Consider the following 17117-nt stretch of genomic DNA (forward strand, 5'->3'; position numbering starts at 1 on the left):
CCAGCGTAGTGACGTTCATTGAGCGGTTCGGGTAGTGACGTGTCGGGCCATTTGGACGGCGGTTCAAGTGAGCTGGTGACCGAGGTCGGTCAGGGACCGTGCCGTTGCCGAGAGGGGATAGCGTGCGGCATTCGCATAGCCTGCCTGCCGCAGGGCGGCCAGAAGGCCGGGACACGTTTTCAGCCGGTCGAGGTCGCGTGCGAGTGCGGCAGAGTTGGTGAAGTCGGTGGCCATGCCGGAAGCGGCGAGCGCTTCGCTGAGACCAGGCACGGGCTGGTAGAGGACAGGCAGTCCGCAAGCTTGGGCCTCCAGCGCGACCAGGCCCATCGCCTCCAGGGTGGTGGACGGCATGACCAGTACGTCGTGTTCGGCGAAGGCTTTCCACAGTTGTGGACGGCGGAGCCAGCCGAGGTAGCGGGGTCGTACGCCGGCCCGTTGCAGCAGCGGAGCCAGCGCGTGGAACTGGGCTCTGGGCGCGGCAACGCTCAGCTCCACGCCGCGTACCGGAGCCAGGCTCTTGATCAGGGCCTCACCACCCTTCTCGGGGGCCAGGCGCCCCGCGTATAGAAGCCGCAGGTGGCTGGTGGAGGCGCGCGCAGGCCGGGCGGGTGGGTCGGTGAGCAGGTGATCGGGGATGCCCCAGGGGATGTGGGTGATCTTGCGGCGTTCGATCTGCGGGGCGAGCTTGAGGAGACGGTCGGCCATCGCGTTGGTGGGGACGACTATGGCGTCGGCAGCACGGGCCGTCTCACGCAGCACCCGCAGCTGGTCTCGGTGCGTTTCCGCGAAGAGCAGGTCGGTGCCGTGGACGAGAGCGATCCGAGGGTGCGCGGACAGAGCCCGGATGAGAGCTGGGGTGGCGCCGAACGCGAGGTGCTGCAAGTGGAGAACCCCGATCTGTCTTGGATCGATCACGGCTGCGAGTTCCCGACGCAGGGCGGTGACGTAGCGGCTGAAGGCCGTTCCCTCCAGGCATTTGCCGGCCACGGGCAGCAGACTGAGGCCGGCTGGCGGGCGGGGGCCGCGACCAAGTGGCGTGAGCATGAAGGCGTGGGCCGGGATGAGGGGCTGATCGCCGGTGTACAGGTCGAGGAACAGCTCGACGCTGCCGCCGGGGCTTCCAGCGGGGAGGTCCAGGAAGGTGGCGGTCAGCGGGCCGGTTGCCGGGCGGGGGTTCACTGCACTCCTCCGTTGATCTCCTCGTAGAGGCGTGAGATGTCGATGCCGTCTGTCGACGCGTACTTGGCGGGCTGCTGCTGGTAGCTGGCCGGGGCCCCGAAGGCGGTCAGGAAGACGAGCTTGCCGAAGGTCATTCCTGGATACACGCGCACCGGCCGGGCGGCGCGGATCTCCAGCGTCCAGCGGATCGCATGGCCCTGGTGCCCAAGCGGAGCCGACACGTGGACCCAGATGCCCAAGGAACCGATGGTGCGGTCGCCGTTCAGCATCTGCGCGTACGTCTCCGAACCGGTCCGCTCCAGCGTGATGCCCAAGTAAAGAAGACCGGGCTGCAGTACCAAGCCGGTCGTCGGGATGGTCTGCTCGGCGAACGTGGTGGGGGCGGCGGCGTCGAGGGAACCGTTGCAGATGCGGATCGTGTCGCTGAGCCGCCAGTCGTAGGCGTTCGAGGAGACTCGGCTGCGCTCGTAGGGGTCGATGGTGATCTCGCCGGCCTGGACGGCGGCGGCAATGGCGGGGCCGGTGAGGATCACGATGCCACCGCCCGGAGTGCGGCGAAGTCTCGCCAGTAGGCGGACGGCTGCGGGCCTGTGGCGGCCTGGTACTTGCCGCGGTAGAGGGCGAGGGCACCGGTGGAGACGAAGAACATGATCTGCGCGATCTTCATGCCCGCGTACACCCGCAGGGGTCGGATCGGGGTGAGCATGAGTGTCCACTGGCCGTGGAAGCCGATGTCCCCGATGGGGGCGGTGATCTCGACGAACAGGCCGAGCCGGCCGACGGAGGAGCGGCCGAAGAGCAGCGGGACGAAGGTGTCGGAGCCGACCTCTTCGAGGGTGTGGCCGAGGTAGAGCTCGTCGGGCCGGAGGATGTACCCGTCCGGACCGATCGTGGTCTCACGGGTCGGGTTGGGGTGGTGGGCGTCCAGGACCTCGCCTGTGTACGTGATCAGGGTGGGGCCGAGCCGGACGTTGTAGCTGTTGGGATTGACCTGGTCGGGGGCGAACGGGGTGATGCGGAGTCGGCCGTCGTGGGCGGCAGCGGTGATCTCGGGGCCGGTGAGGATCACGGCTTGCCTCCATCCGCAGGGTCAGGAAACCGGTCGGTTAGGACGTGCTGGACGGCCTGGTCCAGGCGCAGGCCGGCCTCGTGCGTGCGCTCGCCGAGGTAGGTGTCGGCGAGGTAGTCGGTGGTCAGCACGGTGGTGAGAACGTCCGGCAGGGGAACGGGGGCGGTGATGAGCGGGCCGGTCCGTGCGGTCAGTCGCGACAGCAGGCCGCGGAGGTCGAGGCGGTCCGCTTCCGGCACGTGGGCGTGCACCAGTTGGTTGGCGAACGGTTCGATGGAGAGCAGGTCGCCCCGGGTGAGGGACTCGCCCAGTGGGACGGCGCGCAGTGCTGTCTGATTGAGGATGACCGCGTCTGCGCCGAGTGCCGTGCGCAGTCGGTGGGTGAGGTCCAGGAGCAAGGCGCGCCGGTCGAGGGTCTGGTGACGGTAGGCCGGTCTGATGGTGCCGAGGACGCCGGTCAGCTGCAGTCGGACGTCCTCGATGCGAGAGTGCAGACGCGTAAGTTCCGTGGGAACGACGCCCGATGGCCGCTCCGGAAAACCCGTGGTGCCCGCACCCCAGCCCGTACCCACAGGCGTGGCGATCGCATAGCCACCGGCGAGTTCGCGGCCCTTGACGACCAGGGTGCAGCCGACGCGGACCGGTTCGTACTGATCACTGTGGCAGTGCCCGGAGAAGATCACGTCGAGGAAGGGGCAGGCCGCCGCCAGTCCGAGGTCCTCCTCGAAGCCGGAATGGCTGAGCAGCACCCAGCTGTCCACCTCGTGGTGGTGGGCGAGCAACAGTTCACGCAAGGCTTGGACGGGATCCGTGACGCAGTGGCCGGCTCGCTGGGCGGCGGGGATCGCGTGGAAGGCTTGTCGGCCGATCACGGCGGTCACGCCGACGCGCCGGTCGATGATGTCGGCGACGTACAGCCTGCGGAAGAGCGCGTCTCCGGTGGTCGCATCGACTGCGTTGGCGCAGACAGTGCGCCGGTGGAGGTCGGGTTCGAAGTGGTGGGCCCAGCCGTGGTTGCCGGGGGCCAGGACGTCGTACAGGTTCAGCAGGATCTCCCGCTCGATCGTGCCGTGAGCGAGACGGTAGTAGCCGCTGCCTTCGAAGAAGTCACCGCAGTCCACGACGAGCGAGGTGGGGCGGAGCGCGTGGAGGTGGGTCAGGAACGGCGCGGCGTTGTCGAACGCAGAGTGCACGTCCGTCGTGGCCACGATCTGGCTCAGGGGGCGGGCGCCGGCGGTCATGGAGTGACCTCGCAGATGTCGGCACCCAGGGTGCGAAGCTTGCCGGAGAGGTCGGCGTGACCGCGACGCAGCTGGTCGAGGCCGCCGATGGTGGTGACGCCTCGGGCCGTGAGGCCGGCGACCATGAGGGCGGAGCCGGTGCGGATATCGGTGGCTTCGACGCCCGCGCCCGTCAGATGCTGGGGCCCGGTCAGACGGCATTCGGTGGGGGAGATCTCCTCGATCTCGGCGCCCAGGCGGGCCAGCTGGGGCAGTAAGTTGCCGTGGCGGCCGGGGTTGATGGCGTCGGCGAACAGGTGGGTGCCAGGGAGGCCGATGGCGAGTGCCATGAGGGGTGGTTCGAAATCGGCGTCTAGGCCGGCCGGGCTCAGGGAGGCGATGGCCCGCAGGGCATCCCCGGTGGGGACAGCTTCCTGGCCGCGGACGGACAGACCACCCGGCTCGGCGTCGGCGGGGACGCCGAGCCGACGAAGAGCAGCCACGAAGGGGCCTACGTCCTTGCCCTGGACGCCCACGATCTGGGCGGTACCGCGTGTCGTGGCGACCGCGCAGGCCAGCGTGGCCGCCTCGACCTTGTCGCCCGGCACCGCCCAGACAGCGGTACCAGCAGGCGGCAAGGAGGGCGGTGTAAGGGTGAGCAGGTGCTCGCCGGTGCGGATCTCCCAGCCCACCGACGCCAGAGCATCGAGCAGGCTCAGGACTTCCGGCGACAGGTTGGGCTGGCCCAGTCGCAGGGGTCGGCCGGTAGTGAGAGCTCGGAGCGTCGCGGACACGGTCGCACCACGTGAGCGGAAAGGCAGGACGAGTGAGACGGTGCCCCTGAGCGACGTGCCAGCCTCGACGCGGTATCCGGAACTGTCCTGCTCGCTCCGGTCAACGAACGCCTCGTACACGTTGAAGTGCAGGTCCATCCCGCGGGCGCCGATCCGGCAGCCGCCCGGCCAGGGCAGCCGTGCCCGGCCGTAACGCGCGAGCAGGGCAGGCACGAGGTAGTACGACGCGCGGATGTGAGCGGCCTGTGCCAGGTCCGGCAGGCCCCGGCGCGCCTCCGCCGGCATGACCACAGCCGTAGCGGGCTCGCCCACGGGACGTGCGACATGCCACCCCGCCTGTTGCATCAGGGCGAGCATGATCTGGACGTCCGTGCTGTCCGGGACGTTGGTCAGCCGAACCGGGCGGCCGAGGGCCGACGCGGCGGCCAGGAGCGGAAGAGCGGCGTTCTTTGAGCCGTCGACGCGCACGGTGCCGGCGAGCGGCGGACCGGGGCGTACGGCGATCACCTCGGCGGCCACGCCAGGGGCGCGGGTGTTCGTCATCATCAACTCCTCTGCAGGGGAAAGGCGAAGGCCACTTCCTGGTGGCGTTTTCCGAGCAGGTCGATCTCGGCCCAGCAGCGCTTGCCGCCCTTCACCGGATCGGCGCCGTACCGGTCGACGAGAGCGGCGACGAGGAACAGGCCCCGGCCGCCCTCGCTGTCCGCGTCGGGCAGGTCCGGCTGGGGCAGCACCGGGCTTTCGTCGCGCACCTCGATCCGCAGGACCGCCTCGTCGAGACACACCGAGAGCGAGACCGATCCGGTGTAGGCGTACTGGACCGCGTTGGTGACGAGCTCGCTGATCACGAGTTCGACCGTGTGCGTCACCTCGGTGCTCAGCCCGGCGCCCCAGCCCGCTATGGCGTCCACGGCCTCGTGCCGGACAGTGGTCGCTGCGGCGGGCGTTGTGGGTACGGAGAGGGTGAGCTGGTGCGCTTCCATGAGCGGCCTCCCGGAGTAGGTGCGGCCACATCAAGCAACCAGCCTGTCGCGGTGAGTGGTTAGCCCGGGTGCGGGCGCTGCATGAGTTATGCAGGAGCTGCATCGCCGCCAACTTCGGCTGATCTATGCTCGATTGAGCAGGCAGGATCAGCGACGGCGGAGGGAGCCGTGGCAGATGGCCGATGCGCATGACGAGGCGAGACGGATCGGCGAACGGGTTCGCCGGGCACGGGTGTTACAGCGACGCTCTCAGAAGGACGTGGCTGCAGCGCTGGGCTACCACCAGTCCAAGCTCAGCCGCCTGGAGAGCGGTCGCGGCACGGAGGACATCCGCGTGCTACGGGCCGTCGCGCAGGAGCTGAACATCCCGCCCCACGAGCTGGGTCTCGCCCCTGCTCAGGGGGCCTCCGCCACCAATTCAGAAGCTGACGACATGCACCGCCGTACTTTCCTCGCCGCGAGTATCGCCGCGCTTGCGGCCCCAGCCGGTTCCGGCTCGTCCAACTCGCACACCGCCTTCGTCCAGGCCCTCCTGCCTGGTCCCGGCCCACTGGGCACCGGCAACCCTGACGATGCCGCCGTCCTGTACGAACGAGTCGGGGCAGCGCTCAGGCTGTTCCACACCTGCCACTACACGGAGCTGGAGCGCACCCTCCCCCACCTGATCGCCGACCTGCGCCTGGCCGCCGGCGACGCGAGGGACAGGGACACGGTGTCCGGGCTCCTGGCCACTGCGTACCAGACCGCGACCAGCCTCCTGCTCAAACAGCACGACCAGGGCAACGCGTGGCTGGCCGTCGGCCGGGCCATGGCCGAGGCCGAACGCTCAGGTGACCCGGTGGTGCTCGCTTCCAGCGTCCGTGTTCAGGCCCATGTCATGGTCCGCGAGAAGCACGCTGGCGAAGCCGTCACCCTGGTCCGGCACACCGCCGACCAGCTCACCGGCTCCTACGACCGGCGATCACCGAAGTACCTCGCAGCCGTGGGACTTCTCCTCCTACGCGGAGTCACGGCAGCCAGCAGCCGTGGTGACCGCGCGGCTACGAAGGAATTCCTCACTGAGGCGAAGGAAGTCTCCCGGTACGTCACTCTCGACCGGCCCGACGCCTGGGCCACCTTCAGCCCGACCAACGTCGCCCTGCACGAACTCAGCGCCCTGGTGGCCTTCGGTGACGCCGGCCTCGCCCTCCAGGCGGCCCGCCCGCTCATGCGTCGGCACATCCCGGTCCCCGAGCGCCGCGCTGCCCTGTGGGTCGAGGCGGCCCGCGCCTACAGCCAGCAGGGCCGCCTCGCCGACGGCTACCAGGCCCTTCGTATCGCCGAGACGTGTGCGGCCCAGGACATCCGCCGCCCGGACATCCGGCGCCTGGTCGCCGACATGGCCGCACGCGACCGCCGACGTACCCTTCCGGAACTGCACCACTTCAGCCGCCAACTGGGAGTTCCCGCGTGACCGAACCGACCGCCCCGGACAAGAAGCCCTTCCTGTACGTCGTCGTCTGCGCCGCCGGTGTCGCTCGTGACGTCGGCAAGTTGATCACTGCGGCCCAGGAGGCGAACTGGGACGTCGGTGTCGTCGCCACCCCGCAGGGCCTCGGCTTCATCGACGCCAAGGCGGTCGAGGCGCAGACCGGCTACCCGATCCGCTCCGCCTGGCGCCAGCCCGGCGACCCGCGCCCGCTGCCGCCCACAAACGCGATCGCCGTCGCCCCGGCCACCTTCAACACGATCAACAAATGGGCAGCCGGCATCTCCGACACCCTCGCACTGGGCATCCTGTGCGAGGCGTACGGCATGGGCATCCCGACCGTGGCCCTGCCCTACCTGAACTCCGCGCAGGCAGCTCACCCCGCCTATCAGCAGAGCCTGGACCGGCTGCGGGGCATGGGCGTCCTGATCGGCACGTGCGAGCCGCACCGGCCGAGGGCCGGCGGCGCGGCGGATCGCTTCCAGTGGGAGGAAGCCCTGGAGCTGCTGGAACCAGTCATCGACATGGTGCCGTGACGCCGTTCCTCTCCAGGAGCGGGACGTGAGGATCAGCGCCAATGCCCGTTCCGCCGCGCCTGTCCCTCAAGGGGCACCGTGGGCGTTCACTCAGGAAACGCCGCAAGCGTTCACTGAGTGAACGCCCCGAATGTTCACTCAGGAAATGCGCCTGGCTTTGTGCACCTGACTCGGATGGGGCTGCCGGGGTACAGGGGTGGATGTGGCCGCTTCTCGCGTGACTGGCGCCTGGCGGCCCTTGGCGGGCCGTCCTCCGCCGTTGGGTGCAGGGGGTTGGCTGAGGCGTTGGACGCGCCAGGTGAGGGTGCGTGCGGGGGAACGGGCATCGTCCAGTGATCGTTGGTCGCTTGCGTGTCTGAGGAGCGTAGCTGGCTCGTGCCCAGCCGCTTCAGCGTCGGCGAGGGCGGTGGCCAGGGCTGCCCAGGCGTGATCGGCGAGGACCTGCCGGGCGTGAGTGGGTACTGCCTCGTGTACCAAGGCGGCGAGCCGTTCAATGCTGGGGGTCGGGGGTTTGCGGTGGGCGAGGACAGCCAGGGGTACTGCGGCTGCCCGGTCGTATGCGGACTGTAGGTGAACGAGGGCTTGGCGGGCCGCGACGACCTGTTGGTCGTGCTGGCGTAGCTGGTGCCATCGTCTGGCTGCGAGGACCGCGAGGATGGCCGCGTCCAGGAACATGGCCAGCAGGGCTCCGTCACGCGGTGCCGACTGTGTGCGCATGGCTCGGACGGCACCGCGTAGGGCGCGTGCGTGAGCGTGTTCCGCCTGGATGCGGGAGCGGGTGGCGCGTTCGAAGGCTGCGGCGGCTTGGCGGAGGCGGGGGCGGATCTCCTTCGGGGCGAGGAGGGGCAGGGCGTCGAGGGCTTCGCCGAAGGCTGCGATGTGTGCCTGTGCTGCTGCGTCGCCATCCCGGTCCAGGTGGGCCGGGATGCGTTCGGCGGCAGCGGTCGCCTCGGCCCACGGCGCGGACCGCTGGCGCTTCGTAGTCTCGCTGGGCTGCTCGGTGGCGGTCAGGCGTTTGTGGACCTGGGGGAAGGAGAGGTCGGGGGCCAGGGAGGAGCCGGAGTACCAGATGGGTTCGCCGGCGGTGTTCGCGTCGTTTTCGACAGCCACCTTGTAGCCGCGGATGTCGCCGGAGGGAAATCGCTGGATTTCGATCAGTACGCCGTCGGTGGCGTCGAGGATGTGAAGGAACTCCTCCGGACTGGCGGCGACCGAGACTGCGGTGCGTACCGTGAACCGGAGGCGCTCGCGAGCGGTCACCTTGTGGCCGGCGCGGCGGGCCTTCTCCTGCTCGGCTCGGGTGGGTCGTTTGGCGGCGGTGCGGTCTCCGCGTACGACCTGTTGGAGGCTGTATTCCTTCTCGATCGCTGCCAGTTCGTGGTCGGCGGTGAGGTAGTCGTTCCAGTGGCGTGCGGGGCGAAGGTCGCCGCGGACCTTGGTGGCGGCGATGTGGATGTGGTCGGGTGCGTGGCGGACGGCGACCCAGCGGCAGCCGTCCGGGTCGTCTTGTGGCGCGATGCCGGTGGCGGCCACAACGCGGCGGGCGATGTCGGCCCACTCCTCGTCGCTGAGGTGGCGGTCGGTTGTGGCGGCGCGGACGGAGCAGTGCCACACGTGCCGCTCGGGTGCACGGCCGTGGCGGCGGGCCTGCTTGACGTGCAGGTCGAGGTCGGCCACGAGGCGCTTCTTCGTGGCGTCGAAGTCGTCGCTGCGGCCGGGGTCGGGAGCAAACCCGTCCCAGGAGGCGACCAGGTGGGGGTCGGTGTGGTCTTTGGCTTTCTTGGTGTCGAACAGGTAGCGGATCAGGCCGGCGGTGTCCTTTCCACTGCTGATTTTTGCGATCATCAGGCCGCCTTCTTCATGACGGCCCGGTTCGCGGCTGCTGCGATTTCGCCGACTGCGGCACGGACTGCAGTCAGAATGCGCTCGGCGCGGTCCAGGGCCGCCGTGTCCCCAGGGTGTGGATGGCCGCCGGAGTTGAGCTTGCGGGCGATCTGGTTGACGTTGTTCCCGATTTTTGCGACCTCGCTGCGCAGGGCGGTCAGCTCGTCGATGTAGTCGTCCAGGGCGGTGCGCTGGCCGGGGAGGGCAAGGTCGCCGTGGAGGTGGGCCATGACGACGGCGCCGACGTAGTGGGCGCCGGCGATGTTCAGTGAGCGCGCCTTGCGGAGGATCGCGGTCTTCTCGTCGACGCTGTAGCGGACGTCGACACGCTCCTTACGCTGGGTGTCCTTGCGCTTGCGGCGACGGGCGATGCGGTGCAGGGCGGCAGCTTCAGCAGCGCGTGGCAACACGGCGGTCCCCGCGCCGGCGCGCTGCTTCTCCTCGGGCTCCCCCTGGCGCCCGAGTTCCTCCGCCACCCCCGGGGCGGGGGTGTCCCTGTTGGGCCGGCCCTTGGACGGTCCAATGGCATACCTTGCTGGCTGGGTGACGGTCGTCACCTCCTGCTCGATGGTCGGGAGTTCGTTGTGGAGGTCGGGCATCGAGCGGTTCTCCATGTGATGTTGCGGGTGCGGTTGTGACGTGATTCGACAGGCGCTCGTCCCCGCCTTGGGCAGCGTGGGCACGAGCGGAGAAGTCGAGCGCGAATGGTGATAGGCGCGGTTAGGAGCCTCAGAAGGCGTCGGCGGCTTCCTTGACGGGCTCGGTCTGCCGCTGGCCGACGGCCTGGTCGAGTTCAGCCTGTACCTGGTCCTTGATCTGGGTCAGGCGGTCCTTGCCGATAGGGAAGCCGGCGTCTCGGATCGCCGCTTCGATGTTGCGGCGTGAGGCGCGGCCTCCGCGTCCCAAAGGTGCCGTGCGGGCGAGGGCGAGGAGTTCGTCGAAGGTGCCGTCGGTCTCGTGGCTCTCTGCCGTGGCGAGCGGTTTCCGGGCCTGCGGCACATTGGCGGCGTTCCGCACCGCGTCGCCTGGGTGACCGGCCACATCGGGCATCTCTGCTTGCTCCGGCAGACCGGCGTCGCCCTCGGATGGCGGAGTCGGCTCGGCGTAGCGGGTGTGATTGTGCCTGTGGCCAGGGATGTTGTGGCTCTTTGTGGCGGCGGCCTCTTGAACGTGGCGTGTGGGGTGGCGGCGGATGACGAGGTCGAGGTGGACGGCTCCGGCCAAGGCGAGCGGGGCGATGGCTGACAGGGCTCCGACGGTGACATCGTCCAGGTGGAGCCCGGTGGTGTGGGCCTGCTGGTTGAGTCGGACGGCGTGCAGGGCGTTGGCCCAGATGCTGGTGATCGTGGCGATGCCGACGAGTGCCCAGACGTACAGCCGGGACCGCCAGGGTGCGGTTCGCAGGATGAGCAGGGCGGCGACGCCGATGGCGATGAACCCGTCGATCACCAGGGGGAAGGCGTACGTGAGGACTCCGCGGATGTGGATGGCGACGGCCATCTGCCGCAGGGCGTCGTAGGAGAGGGCGAAGCCGATCGTGCCGACCAGGGCGACTCCGAGGCGGATCGCTGCGGTCAGTACCGGCGCGGGGGCTTGGGTGGTGCGTGAAGGCAAGCGGGGGACTCCAGGCGGGGGCGGGTGTCATGGGCACTGCGTGAGGATGGTGGGAGGGGTGGGGTCTCGTCGCACTCGTCGCGTGCCTGGTCAGAGCAGGTACGGAAGGTCGGCGTGATACGAGTGGACTCGTCACGGCGACGACACTCGTCGCGGGGCTGACCTGCGATGCGACGAGTGCGACGAGTCCTTACGGGTGCAGGCCCGGACCGGAGGCGGTGCTCTCGTCGCCGCCTTCGGACGTCGGCTCCTCGGGGCAGTAGCGGGCCCAGGCGTCGGCGAAGCGGAGGCGGGCGAAGCCCTTGGCCTGCCGTCCGCCTTCAAAGCGATGGGTGGCGGCCTTGATGTCGAAGTCCTTGAGCAGGATGCCCAGGTGGCGCGGGCTCAGGCCGGCGGTGCCGTACTCGGCCCACGGCGCCTCCTGGTCCTTGAGGAGTTCGTCCAGCAGGTCCCGGGTCCGCATGATGTCCGGGTCCCCGCAGCGCGCAAAGGCGCGCCGGACGTCCTGCAGCAGGCGGGTCTTCAGGTTCGACTCGTCGTCCTTGCCTGCCTCGGCCGCACACATGGCCGCACACGCGGCGCGGGCCTGTTCGGGCCAGGTGCCGCCCGCCAGTTCCGCGACGATGACGAGCGGTTCCCAGGTGTCTGCCGCCCGGTCCTGCACCGGCATCGGCGGTACCAGGTCCGCTGCGGTGTCCATCAGGGGGCGCAGCCAGGCGGTCAGCCGGTCGCGCAGCTGATGCAGGGCGGGGATGTCGCGGCGGGAGCGGAACTGGTCCACCCGCTCACCGTCCTTGCGGCGCTGCATGCGAATCACCACCGCCCGGTCCATAACCGTGTCCGGCAGATCCCCGATGCCGGCGAGGGCGGCCATGGCGAAGGTGGGGAACGCCTGCGGCTTGTGCTCGGGGCCGGAGATGCGAAGGGCGGGCCGGTTGCGCTGGTGGCCGGCGTTGAGCAGGCCACGCAGCTCCTCGTTCTTCTCGGCGGCCTTGATACTGCCGAAGATCGTGTCGGCCTCGTCCACCAGCAGAGTGGGCGGGTCGTCCCCGATGGCGCGGAACACCACCGCTGGGCTGGTGTTGACCGTGATCAGCGGCTCGCGCACGGTCTCCGTGATCACGTCCAGCAGGCGGGACTTGCCGCATCGTTTCGCCGGCCCGACCACCGCCAGACGGGGTGCGTGCTGGAGGGCGGGCTGGATGTGCGTAGCCGCGACCCACAGCGTGACGGCGGTCAGCGCATCGCTGCTGGGAAGGATCACGTACCGGGCGATGGCTTCCCGCAGCTCGTCCAGCAGGGCCGCGCCCTCTGGAGCCTGGGGCGGTTTCTCGTCCTCGGTGGGCGAGGGTTCGGGCGTTGCGGGGCCTGCCTGGCCGGGGACGGCGACGGGCGGCCAGGTGGGCGTCGGGGATGCGGTGGGGGTGGTGGAGGTCGTAGGTTCGTCCACAGGCGTTCCTCCCTGGTGGGCCGGACGGGCAAGGCCCGGCCCATCGGATCGGTCATTCACGGGTGACGGGGCAGGGACTGTGCGGCTCTCGGCGGTGGCTCGCCGAGAGCCGTTTCGCTGTCCCGGAAAGGGCGGCCTCAGACTGCGAGGTCGTATGTGGCCTGGGCGTTCAGCCAGGCGTCCACCTCGTGCCAGCGGTAGCGCAGGTGACGGCCGACCTTGTGCACGTTGGGGCCGATGCCCCGGTACTTCCACTGGTAGAGCGTCTTCACCGGCACCCCGAGGTACGCGGCGACCTCCGCGGGTGTGGCCAGCGGGCCGCGCTGGGCAACTGCGGCGGCGACAGGGGCGTTGGTGTTACGGGGAGAGGTCTTCGGCACAGGGCTCCTTTTCGTCTTGGACAACGGCCTGGACAACACAGCCACACCACCCATGTAGAAGTCTAGAGTTAGTTCTGAAACTCTGTACTACTTCTCTCGGTGCGGCCGAGGGAGACCAAACAGTAAGGGTGGTTCCCCGGTTGCCGAAATCGCTCACGTGGAAGTCGAGACTTTTGTGGGGACGCAAGAGGGAGGAGGGGTCGGAATCCGATACCTCCGCAGTTCAGAGGCGGCGCCTGGCAGTGAGGGGTGGAGCGGTCGGCCCCCTGGACGCTGTGGCCGATAGCAACTCAAATCGCCCATCTCCAAGATGCGGAGGGAACATAGCACGGCCTCCCCGCTGGAAAGGCGCGTGATGTACCGGAATTCGAGGAGACGAACACCACTTCGCCCCCCGGGCGACTTCTATAGAGTTTAAGAACTAACTCTTGCCATGACGGTCGGATGCAAGTTACAGCTACCTGTCATGGCAACTCGACCTGTCGAAATAGGCCCCGCCGGCCTCCACACCGCACGCGCCATCGAGCACCTACGCCTCGTGCGCGGCCTGACCCAGCACCAGCTCGCAGCCCGCTGCACCGCGCTGGGTCGCCCGATGTCCAACACCGCCCTCAGCCGCACCGAACGCGCCCACCGACGATGCGACATCGACGACCTCGTCGCCATCGCCACCGCCCTCGGTATCTCCCCGGCAGCCCTGCTGCTCCCGTGGCCGACGCACGCCCCCGCGTCCTGCGCCACCGCGCAGTCCCTCACCCCCATCCAGGAGGCCCTTCTTGGCTGACGTGTACGACCGCTGGCACAAGTCCCACCCCAAGCCCACCGAGGCCGAGTGCGGCGAACACAAGAGCCGTACACGGCAGATGGCCCCAACCACCGACCATGGCGTCGGTAAGCGCTGGCAAGTCCGCTACCGTGACCTTGACGGCCGCCAGCGCAAGGAGAACTTCGACACGAAGGCCGAGGCGGACAACCGCGCCGCCGAGGTCGACGTCGAGATCCGGCAGGGCTCCTACGTCGTCCCGGCCGAGACGAAGCAGACACTCGGCGCCTACGCGCAGAAGTGGCTCGACGCGAACTCCGTCGGCCCGACGACCGCGCTCCGCTACGAGGCGACGGTCCGCAACCACATCGTCGAGCACCTCGGCCGACGCGAGCTGCGGTCCCTCAACCAGCCCTCGATCATTCAGGGTTGGATCCGCACCCTCCAGGACGCGGAACTGGAAGTGTCCACGATCGAGGGCATCTTCGACATCCTCTCCAGCATCCTCGGCATGGCCGTAGAGGACGGGCTGCTGCCGAAGAACCCCTGCAAGGCGAAGTCGGTCAAGCTGCCGACCGCGACCAAGAAGAAGATCATCCCTTGGTCGCTGGAGCGCGTCCGCGCGGTCATCGCCGGGCTCCCGAAGCGCTTCCAGGGTGGCGGCCGACTCGCTTTCGGCTGCGGCCTACGTCAGGGCGAGGTATTCGGCTTCGCCGTCGAGGACATCGACTTCAAGGGCGGTTGGATCCACGTCAGCCGCCAGGTACGGCTCGTCGGTACGAAGCCCGTGTTCGCCCTGCCCAAGGGCAACAAGATCCGGTCAGTGCCCCTGCCGGCTCAGATCGCTGTTGCTCTCAAGGCCCACATGAAGGAGTTCCCACCGGTCGAGGTCACCCTGCCGTGGGGCAAGCCGGACGGCGAGCCGAAGACCTTCCGCCTCCTCTTCGTCGACAAGAAGGGGCGGGCCTACAACCGCAGCGTCTTCAACATGGGCGACTGGAAGCGCGCCCTTGCCGCCGCCGGCGTGATCCCTCCGCGCAAGCGTGGCGCGCGCTACCTCCAGGCGGCCCCGGAAGACGGCATGCACGCCCTCCGGCACGCGTACGCCTCCGTGCTCCTGGACGCGGGGGAGAGCATCAAGGCGCTCTCCGAGTACCTCGGCCACTCGGACCCCGGCTTCACCCTGCGGACGTACACGCACCTGCTGCCGTCCAGCGAGACCCGCACCCGCAAGGCGATCGACGACGTCTTCACGGAAACGGAAGCCGAGGCGAAAGACGAGGGCGCCCCGCCCGCCGCCCAGGGCACATCCGCGCCCCAAACGAAACCAATGTGCCCTCAATGTGCCCTGGCCGCCTGAAGGCCCCTTCCGGCACATGACGAGGGCGGGGTCCGAAAACCCCGCCCACTACCCGAGAAACCCCAGGTCAGGGCCAAACCAAGCAATAAGGCTGATGCCCCGCCTCATGCAACCGATGGCTGAAGTCCTGCCACTCGTGCAGCAGCTGGTACACGTTGAACGCGTCGCGCGGGCCGCCCCGGTCCGGGACCGTCGACCAGATGAAGGCCGCCGCGCCGACCGTCTCCTCGCCGATGCCGCGCAGGGGGTCGACGACCGTCGTGGGGAGTTTGACGACCGCGTAGTCGGGGTGCAGGACGACCAGCTCCAGGGGCGGCACCTTGTGCAGGGGTACGCCCTGGATGCCGGTCAGCACCATCGCGGCCATCGTCTCCGGCTTGATCTTGGTGAACATGCCGTTCATGCCCAGCTCGTCGCCGCCGAGTTCCTCGGGGCGCATCGAGATGGGCACGCGGGCCGCGGTCGCGCCGTCCGGCGCGCCGAAGTATTTGTACGTCACCCCCACCCGACCACCATTCCTGCTCCCCGCCCGGAGGCGGTCGACCCGGCGGTCGACCGGTCCGTCCAGCTGCCGCTCCAGGTACTGGTCGGTCTGCCGCTCCAGGTGCTGGTCGATGTGCCGGTCGATCTGCCGGTCGTACCGCTCGGGCTCACTCGGTACACCCTGTGCCTGACGTGCGTCGGTCTGACGTGTTTCGGTCGTGTCCTCCGCGTCGCGCCGGTGCCTTCCCCGCCGGGCACGTCGAGGACCCAGGTCATCAGTCCCCTCGCCCAGTCCGCCACCGCGATGCATATCTCCACCCGACTGCTTTTCTAGGACGCGTGGCCCCCGCCGCGCAACCCGATCATCGTGTCAGTGACCTCCCCCACGGCCGCCCGCCGAAACGTGCGGTGGAACAACAGTCCACGGGGGAACTTACCGGCCTCTGATCATTACGTGCGTATGAGCTGTGTGTATCAGGTCTCAGTCTCGCAGATGGTGGATGGCACCGCCTTGATCTTGAGGCCGTCCGCTGCCCGGACGGGGCGCGGCCTACCCTGAGGGGGTCACCACGCAACCGGAGTCCGAGAGGCCGGAGAACCGCACGTCATGAGTGCCCAGAGCGAAACGCCCTATCCGTACGGAGCGCCCGAGTCCCAGGCGCTCTTCGACCGCGCCTCCGCCGTCACACCCGGCGGCGTGAACTCCCCGGTGCGCGCCTTCCGCGCCGTCGGCGGCACCCCGCGGTTCATGGTGTCCGGGAAGGGCGCCTACCTCACCGACGCCGACGGGCGCGAGTACGTCGATCTCGTGTGCTCCTGGGGGCCCATGATCCTCGGGCACTCCCACCCCGAGGTCATCGCCGCCGTCCAGGAGGCCGTCGCGCGTGGTACGTCCTTCGGGACGCCCGGTGAGGGCGAGGTCGCGCTCGCCGAGGAGATCGTCGCCCGGGTGGCGCCCGTCGAGCAGGTCCGGCTCGTCAGCAGCGGGACCGAGGCGACCATGTCGGCCATCCGGCTCGCCCGCGGGTTCACCCGGCGGGCCAAGGTGATCAAGTTCGCCGGGTGCTACCACGGGCATGTGGACTCGCTGCTCGCCGCGGCGGGAAGCGGTGTCGCCACCTTCGCGCTGCCCGACACCCCGGGTGTCACCGGTGCGCAGGCCGGCGACACGATCGTGCTGCCGTACAACGATCTGGAGGCCGTGCAGGAGGCCTTCCACCGGCACCCGGGCGAGATCGCCTGCGTGATCACGGAGGCCTCACCCGGCAACATGGGCGTCGTGCCGCCTGCCCCCGGGTTCAACCAGGGGCTCAGGGACGCCTGCCACAAGAACGGCGCCCTCTACATCTCCGACGAGGTGATGACCGGGTTCCGGACCAGCAGGAGCGGCTGGTACGGGGTGGACGGGGTCACGCCCGACCTGATGACCTTCGGGAAGGTCATGGGCGGTGGCTTCCCCGCCGCCGCCTTCGGGGGGCGCGCCGATGTCATGGCCCACCTCGCGCCCGCCGGGCCCGTCTACCAGGCCGGCACCCTCTCCGGGAACCCGGTCGCCACGGCCGCCGGGCTGGCCCAGCTGCGGCTGCTGGACGACGCGGCCTACGAGAAGGTGGACGCCGTCTCCGCGCAGATCCAGTCCCTCGTCACCGAGGCGCTGAGCAAGGAGGGGGTCGCGCACCGGCTGCAGACCGCGTCCAACATGTTCTCCGTGTTCTTCACCGACCGGCAGGTGCGGAACTACGAGGACGCCAAGCGGCAGGAGTCGTTCCGCTTCACCGCGTTCTTCCACTCGCTGCTGTCGAACGGCGTCTACCTGCCGCCGTCGTCCTTCGAGTCCTGGTTCGTGTCCACGGCCCACGACGAGCGAGCCATCCAGAAGATCGCCGACGCCCTTCCGGCGGCGGCCCGGGCGGCAGCGGAGGCCACCGCGTGAG

Annotated in this window: 17 protein-coding genes; 5 read left to right on the plus strand and 12 right to left on the minus strand. The window is 69.3% G+C overall.

Annotated features, from left to right (window positions below):
- Positions 1-63: 63 nt before the first annotated feature.
- The 6 genes from AC07C1_RS11445 to AC07C1_RS11470 are packed head-to-tail and all read right to left on the minus strand — an operon-like array spanning position 64 to position 5245.
- Positions 64-1179: a glycosyltransferase family 4 protein gene (locus tag AC07C1_RS11445; RefSeq protein ID WP_478938483.1), complete on the minus strand. Its 1116-nt coding sequence runs from the start codon at positions 1177-1179 to the stop codon at positions 64-66.
- Positions 1176-1712, minus strand: coding sequence for a dCTP deaminase (locus AC07C1_RS11450; protein ID WP_478938484.1), 537 nt, complete (start codon positions 1710-1712; stop codon positions 1176-1178). The genes AC07C1_RS11445 and AC07C1_RS11450 overlap by 4 nt, the downstream gene beginning before the upstream one ends.
- A complete protein-coding gene (dcd, locus tag AC07C1_RS11455; protein WP_478938485.1) occupies positions 1709-2248 on the minus strand; it encodes a dCTP deaminase in 540 nt (179 codons plus the stop codon). Before dcd ends, AC07C1_RS11450 begins: the two co-directional genes overlap by 4 nt.
- A complete protein-coding gene (locus AC07C1_RS11460) occupies positions 2245-3489 on the minus strand; it encodes a metallophosphoesterase (protein ID WP_478938486.1) in 1245 nt (414 codons plus the stop codon). Before AC07C1_RS11460 ends, dcd begins: the two co-directional genes overlap by 4 nt.
- A complete protein-coding gene (locus tag AC07C1_RS11465) occupies positions 3486-4805 on the minus strand; it encodes a UDP-N-acetylglucosamine 1-carboxyvinyltransferase (protein ID WP_478938487.1) in 1320 nt (439 codons plus the stop codon). Before AC07C1_RS11465 ends, AC07C1_RS11460 begins: the two co-directional genes overlap by 4 nt.
- Positions 4806-4807: 2 nt before the next feature.
- On the minus strand, positions 4808-5245 hold the full coding sequence (locus tag AC07C1_RS11470) for an ATP-binding protein (protein ID WP_478938488.1): 438 nt from the start codon (positions 5243-5245) through the stop codon (positions 4808-4810).
- A gap of 175 nt (positions 5246-5420) precedes the next feature.
- Here AC07C1_RS11470 and AC07C1_RS11475 point away from each other — a divergent pair, with 175 nt between their 5' ends.
- Positions 5421-6698 (plus strand): helix-turn-helix domain-containing protein, encoded by a 1278-nt coding sequence (locus AC07C1_RS11475; RefSeq protein WP_478938489.1) that lies wholly within the window; start codon positions 5421-5423, stop codon positions 6696-6698.
- Positions 6695-7249, plus strand: a complete 555-nt coding sequence (locus AC07C1_RS11480; RefSeq protein WP_478938490.1) for a flavoprotein — start codon at positions 6695-6697, stop codon at positions 7247-7249. Before AC07C1_RS11475 ends, AC07C1_RS11480 begins: the two co-directional genes overlap by 4 nt.
- Positions 7250-7387: 138 nt before the next feature.
- Here the strand turns inward: AC07C1_RS11480 and AC07C1_RS11485 are convergent, their stop codons facing one another.
- From AC07C1_RS11485 to AC07C1_RS11505, 5 genes are all read right to left on the minus strand, one after another.
- Positions 7388-9094: a relaxase/mobilization nuclease domain-containing protein gene (locus AC07C1_RS11485; RefSeq protein WP_478938491.1), complete on the minus strand. Its 1707-nt coding sequence runs from the start codon at positions 9092-9094 to the stop codon at positions 7388-7390.
- Positions 9094-9732 carry a MobC family plasmid mobilization relaxosome protein gene (locus tag AC07C1_RS11490; protein WP_478938492.1) on the minus strand — a complete coding sequence of 213 codons (639 nt, stop codon included), beginning with the start codon at positions 9730-9732 and terminating at the stop codon, positions 9094-9096. The genes AC07C1_RS11485 and AC07C1_RS11490 overlap by 1 nt, the downstream gene beginning before the upstream one ends.
- A 130-nt stretch (positions 9733-9862) precedes the next feature.
- Complete coding sequence (locus tag AC07C1_RS11495) at positions 9863-10747, minus strand: DUF2637 domain-containing protein (RefSeq protein WP_478938493.1); 885 nt, start codon at positions 10745-10747, stop codon at positions 9863-9865.
- A 190-nt stretch (positions 10748-10937) separates the two neighbouring features.
- The gene (locus tag AC07C1_RS11500) at positions 10938-12197 is read right to left on the minus strand and encodes a DUF3631 domain-containing protein (protein WP_478938494.1); all 1260 of its coding nucleotides are present in this window, start codon (positions 12195-12197) and stop codon (positions 10938-10940) included.
- Between the two features lie 137 nt (positions 12198-12334).
- Entirely contained in the window at positions 12335-12577 is a 243-nt protein-coding gene (locus tag AC07C1_RS11505) for a helix-turn-helix transcriptional regulator (RefSeq protein WP_478938495.1), read from the minus strand.
- A gap of 466 nt (positions 12578-13043) precedes the next feature.
- Here AC07C1_RS11505 and AC07C1_RS11510 point away from each other — a divergent pair, with 466 nt between their 5' ends.
- Positions 13044-13361 carry a helix-turn-helix domain-containing protein gene (locus tag AC07C1_RS11510; RefSeq protein ID WP_478938496.1) on the plus strand — a complete coding sequence of 106 codons (318 nt, stop codon included), beginning with the start codon at positions 13044-13046 and terminating at the stop codon, positions 13359-13361.
- A 1-nt stretch (position 13362) separates the two neighbouring features.
- Positions 13363-14700 carry a tyrosine-type recombinase/integrase gene (locus tag AC07C1_RS11515; RefSeq protein WP_478938728.1) on the plus strand — a complete coding sequence of 446 codons (1338 nt, stop codon included), beginning with the start codon at positions 13363-13365 and terminating at the stop codon, positions 14698-14700.
- 67 nt (positions 14701-14767) lie between these two features.
- On the opposite strand, the gene AC07C1_RS11520 is transcribed toward AC07C1_RS11515, so the two are convergent.
- Positions 14768-15493 (minus strand): hypothetical protein, encoded by a 726-nt coding sequence (locus tag AC07C1_RS11520; protein WP_478938497.1) that lies wholly within the window; start codon positions 15491-15493, stop codon positions 14768-14770.
- Between the two features lie 297 nt (positions 15494-15790).
- Between AC07C1_RS11520 and hemL the strand changes: the two genes are divergently transcribed.
- Positions 15791-17116 carry a glutamate-1-semialdehyde 2,1-aminomutase gene (gene hemL / locus AC07C1_RS11525; protein ID WP_478938498.1) on the plus strand — a complete coding sequence of 442 codons (1326 nt, stop codon included), beginning with the start codon at positions 15791-15793 and terminating at the stop codon, positions 17114-17116.
- Position 17117: the final 1 nt, after the last annotated feature.

This window comes from Streptomyces sp. NPDC045022 (assembly GCF_056432605.1).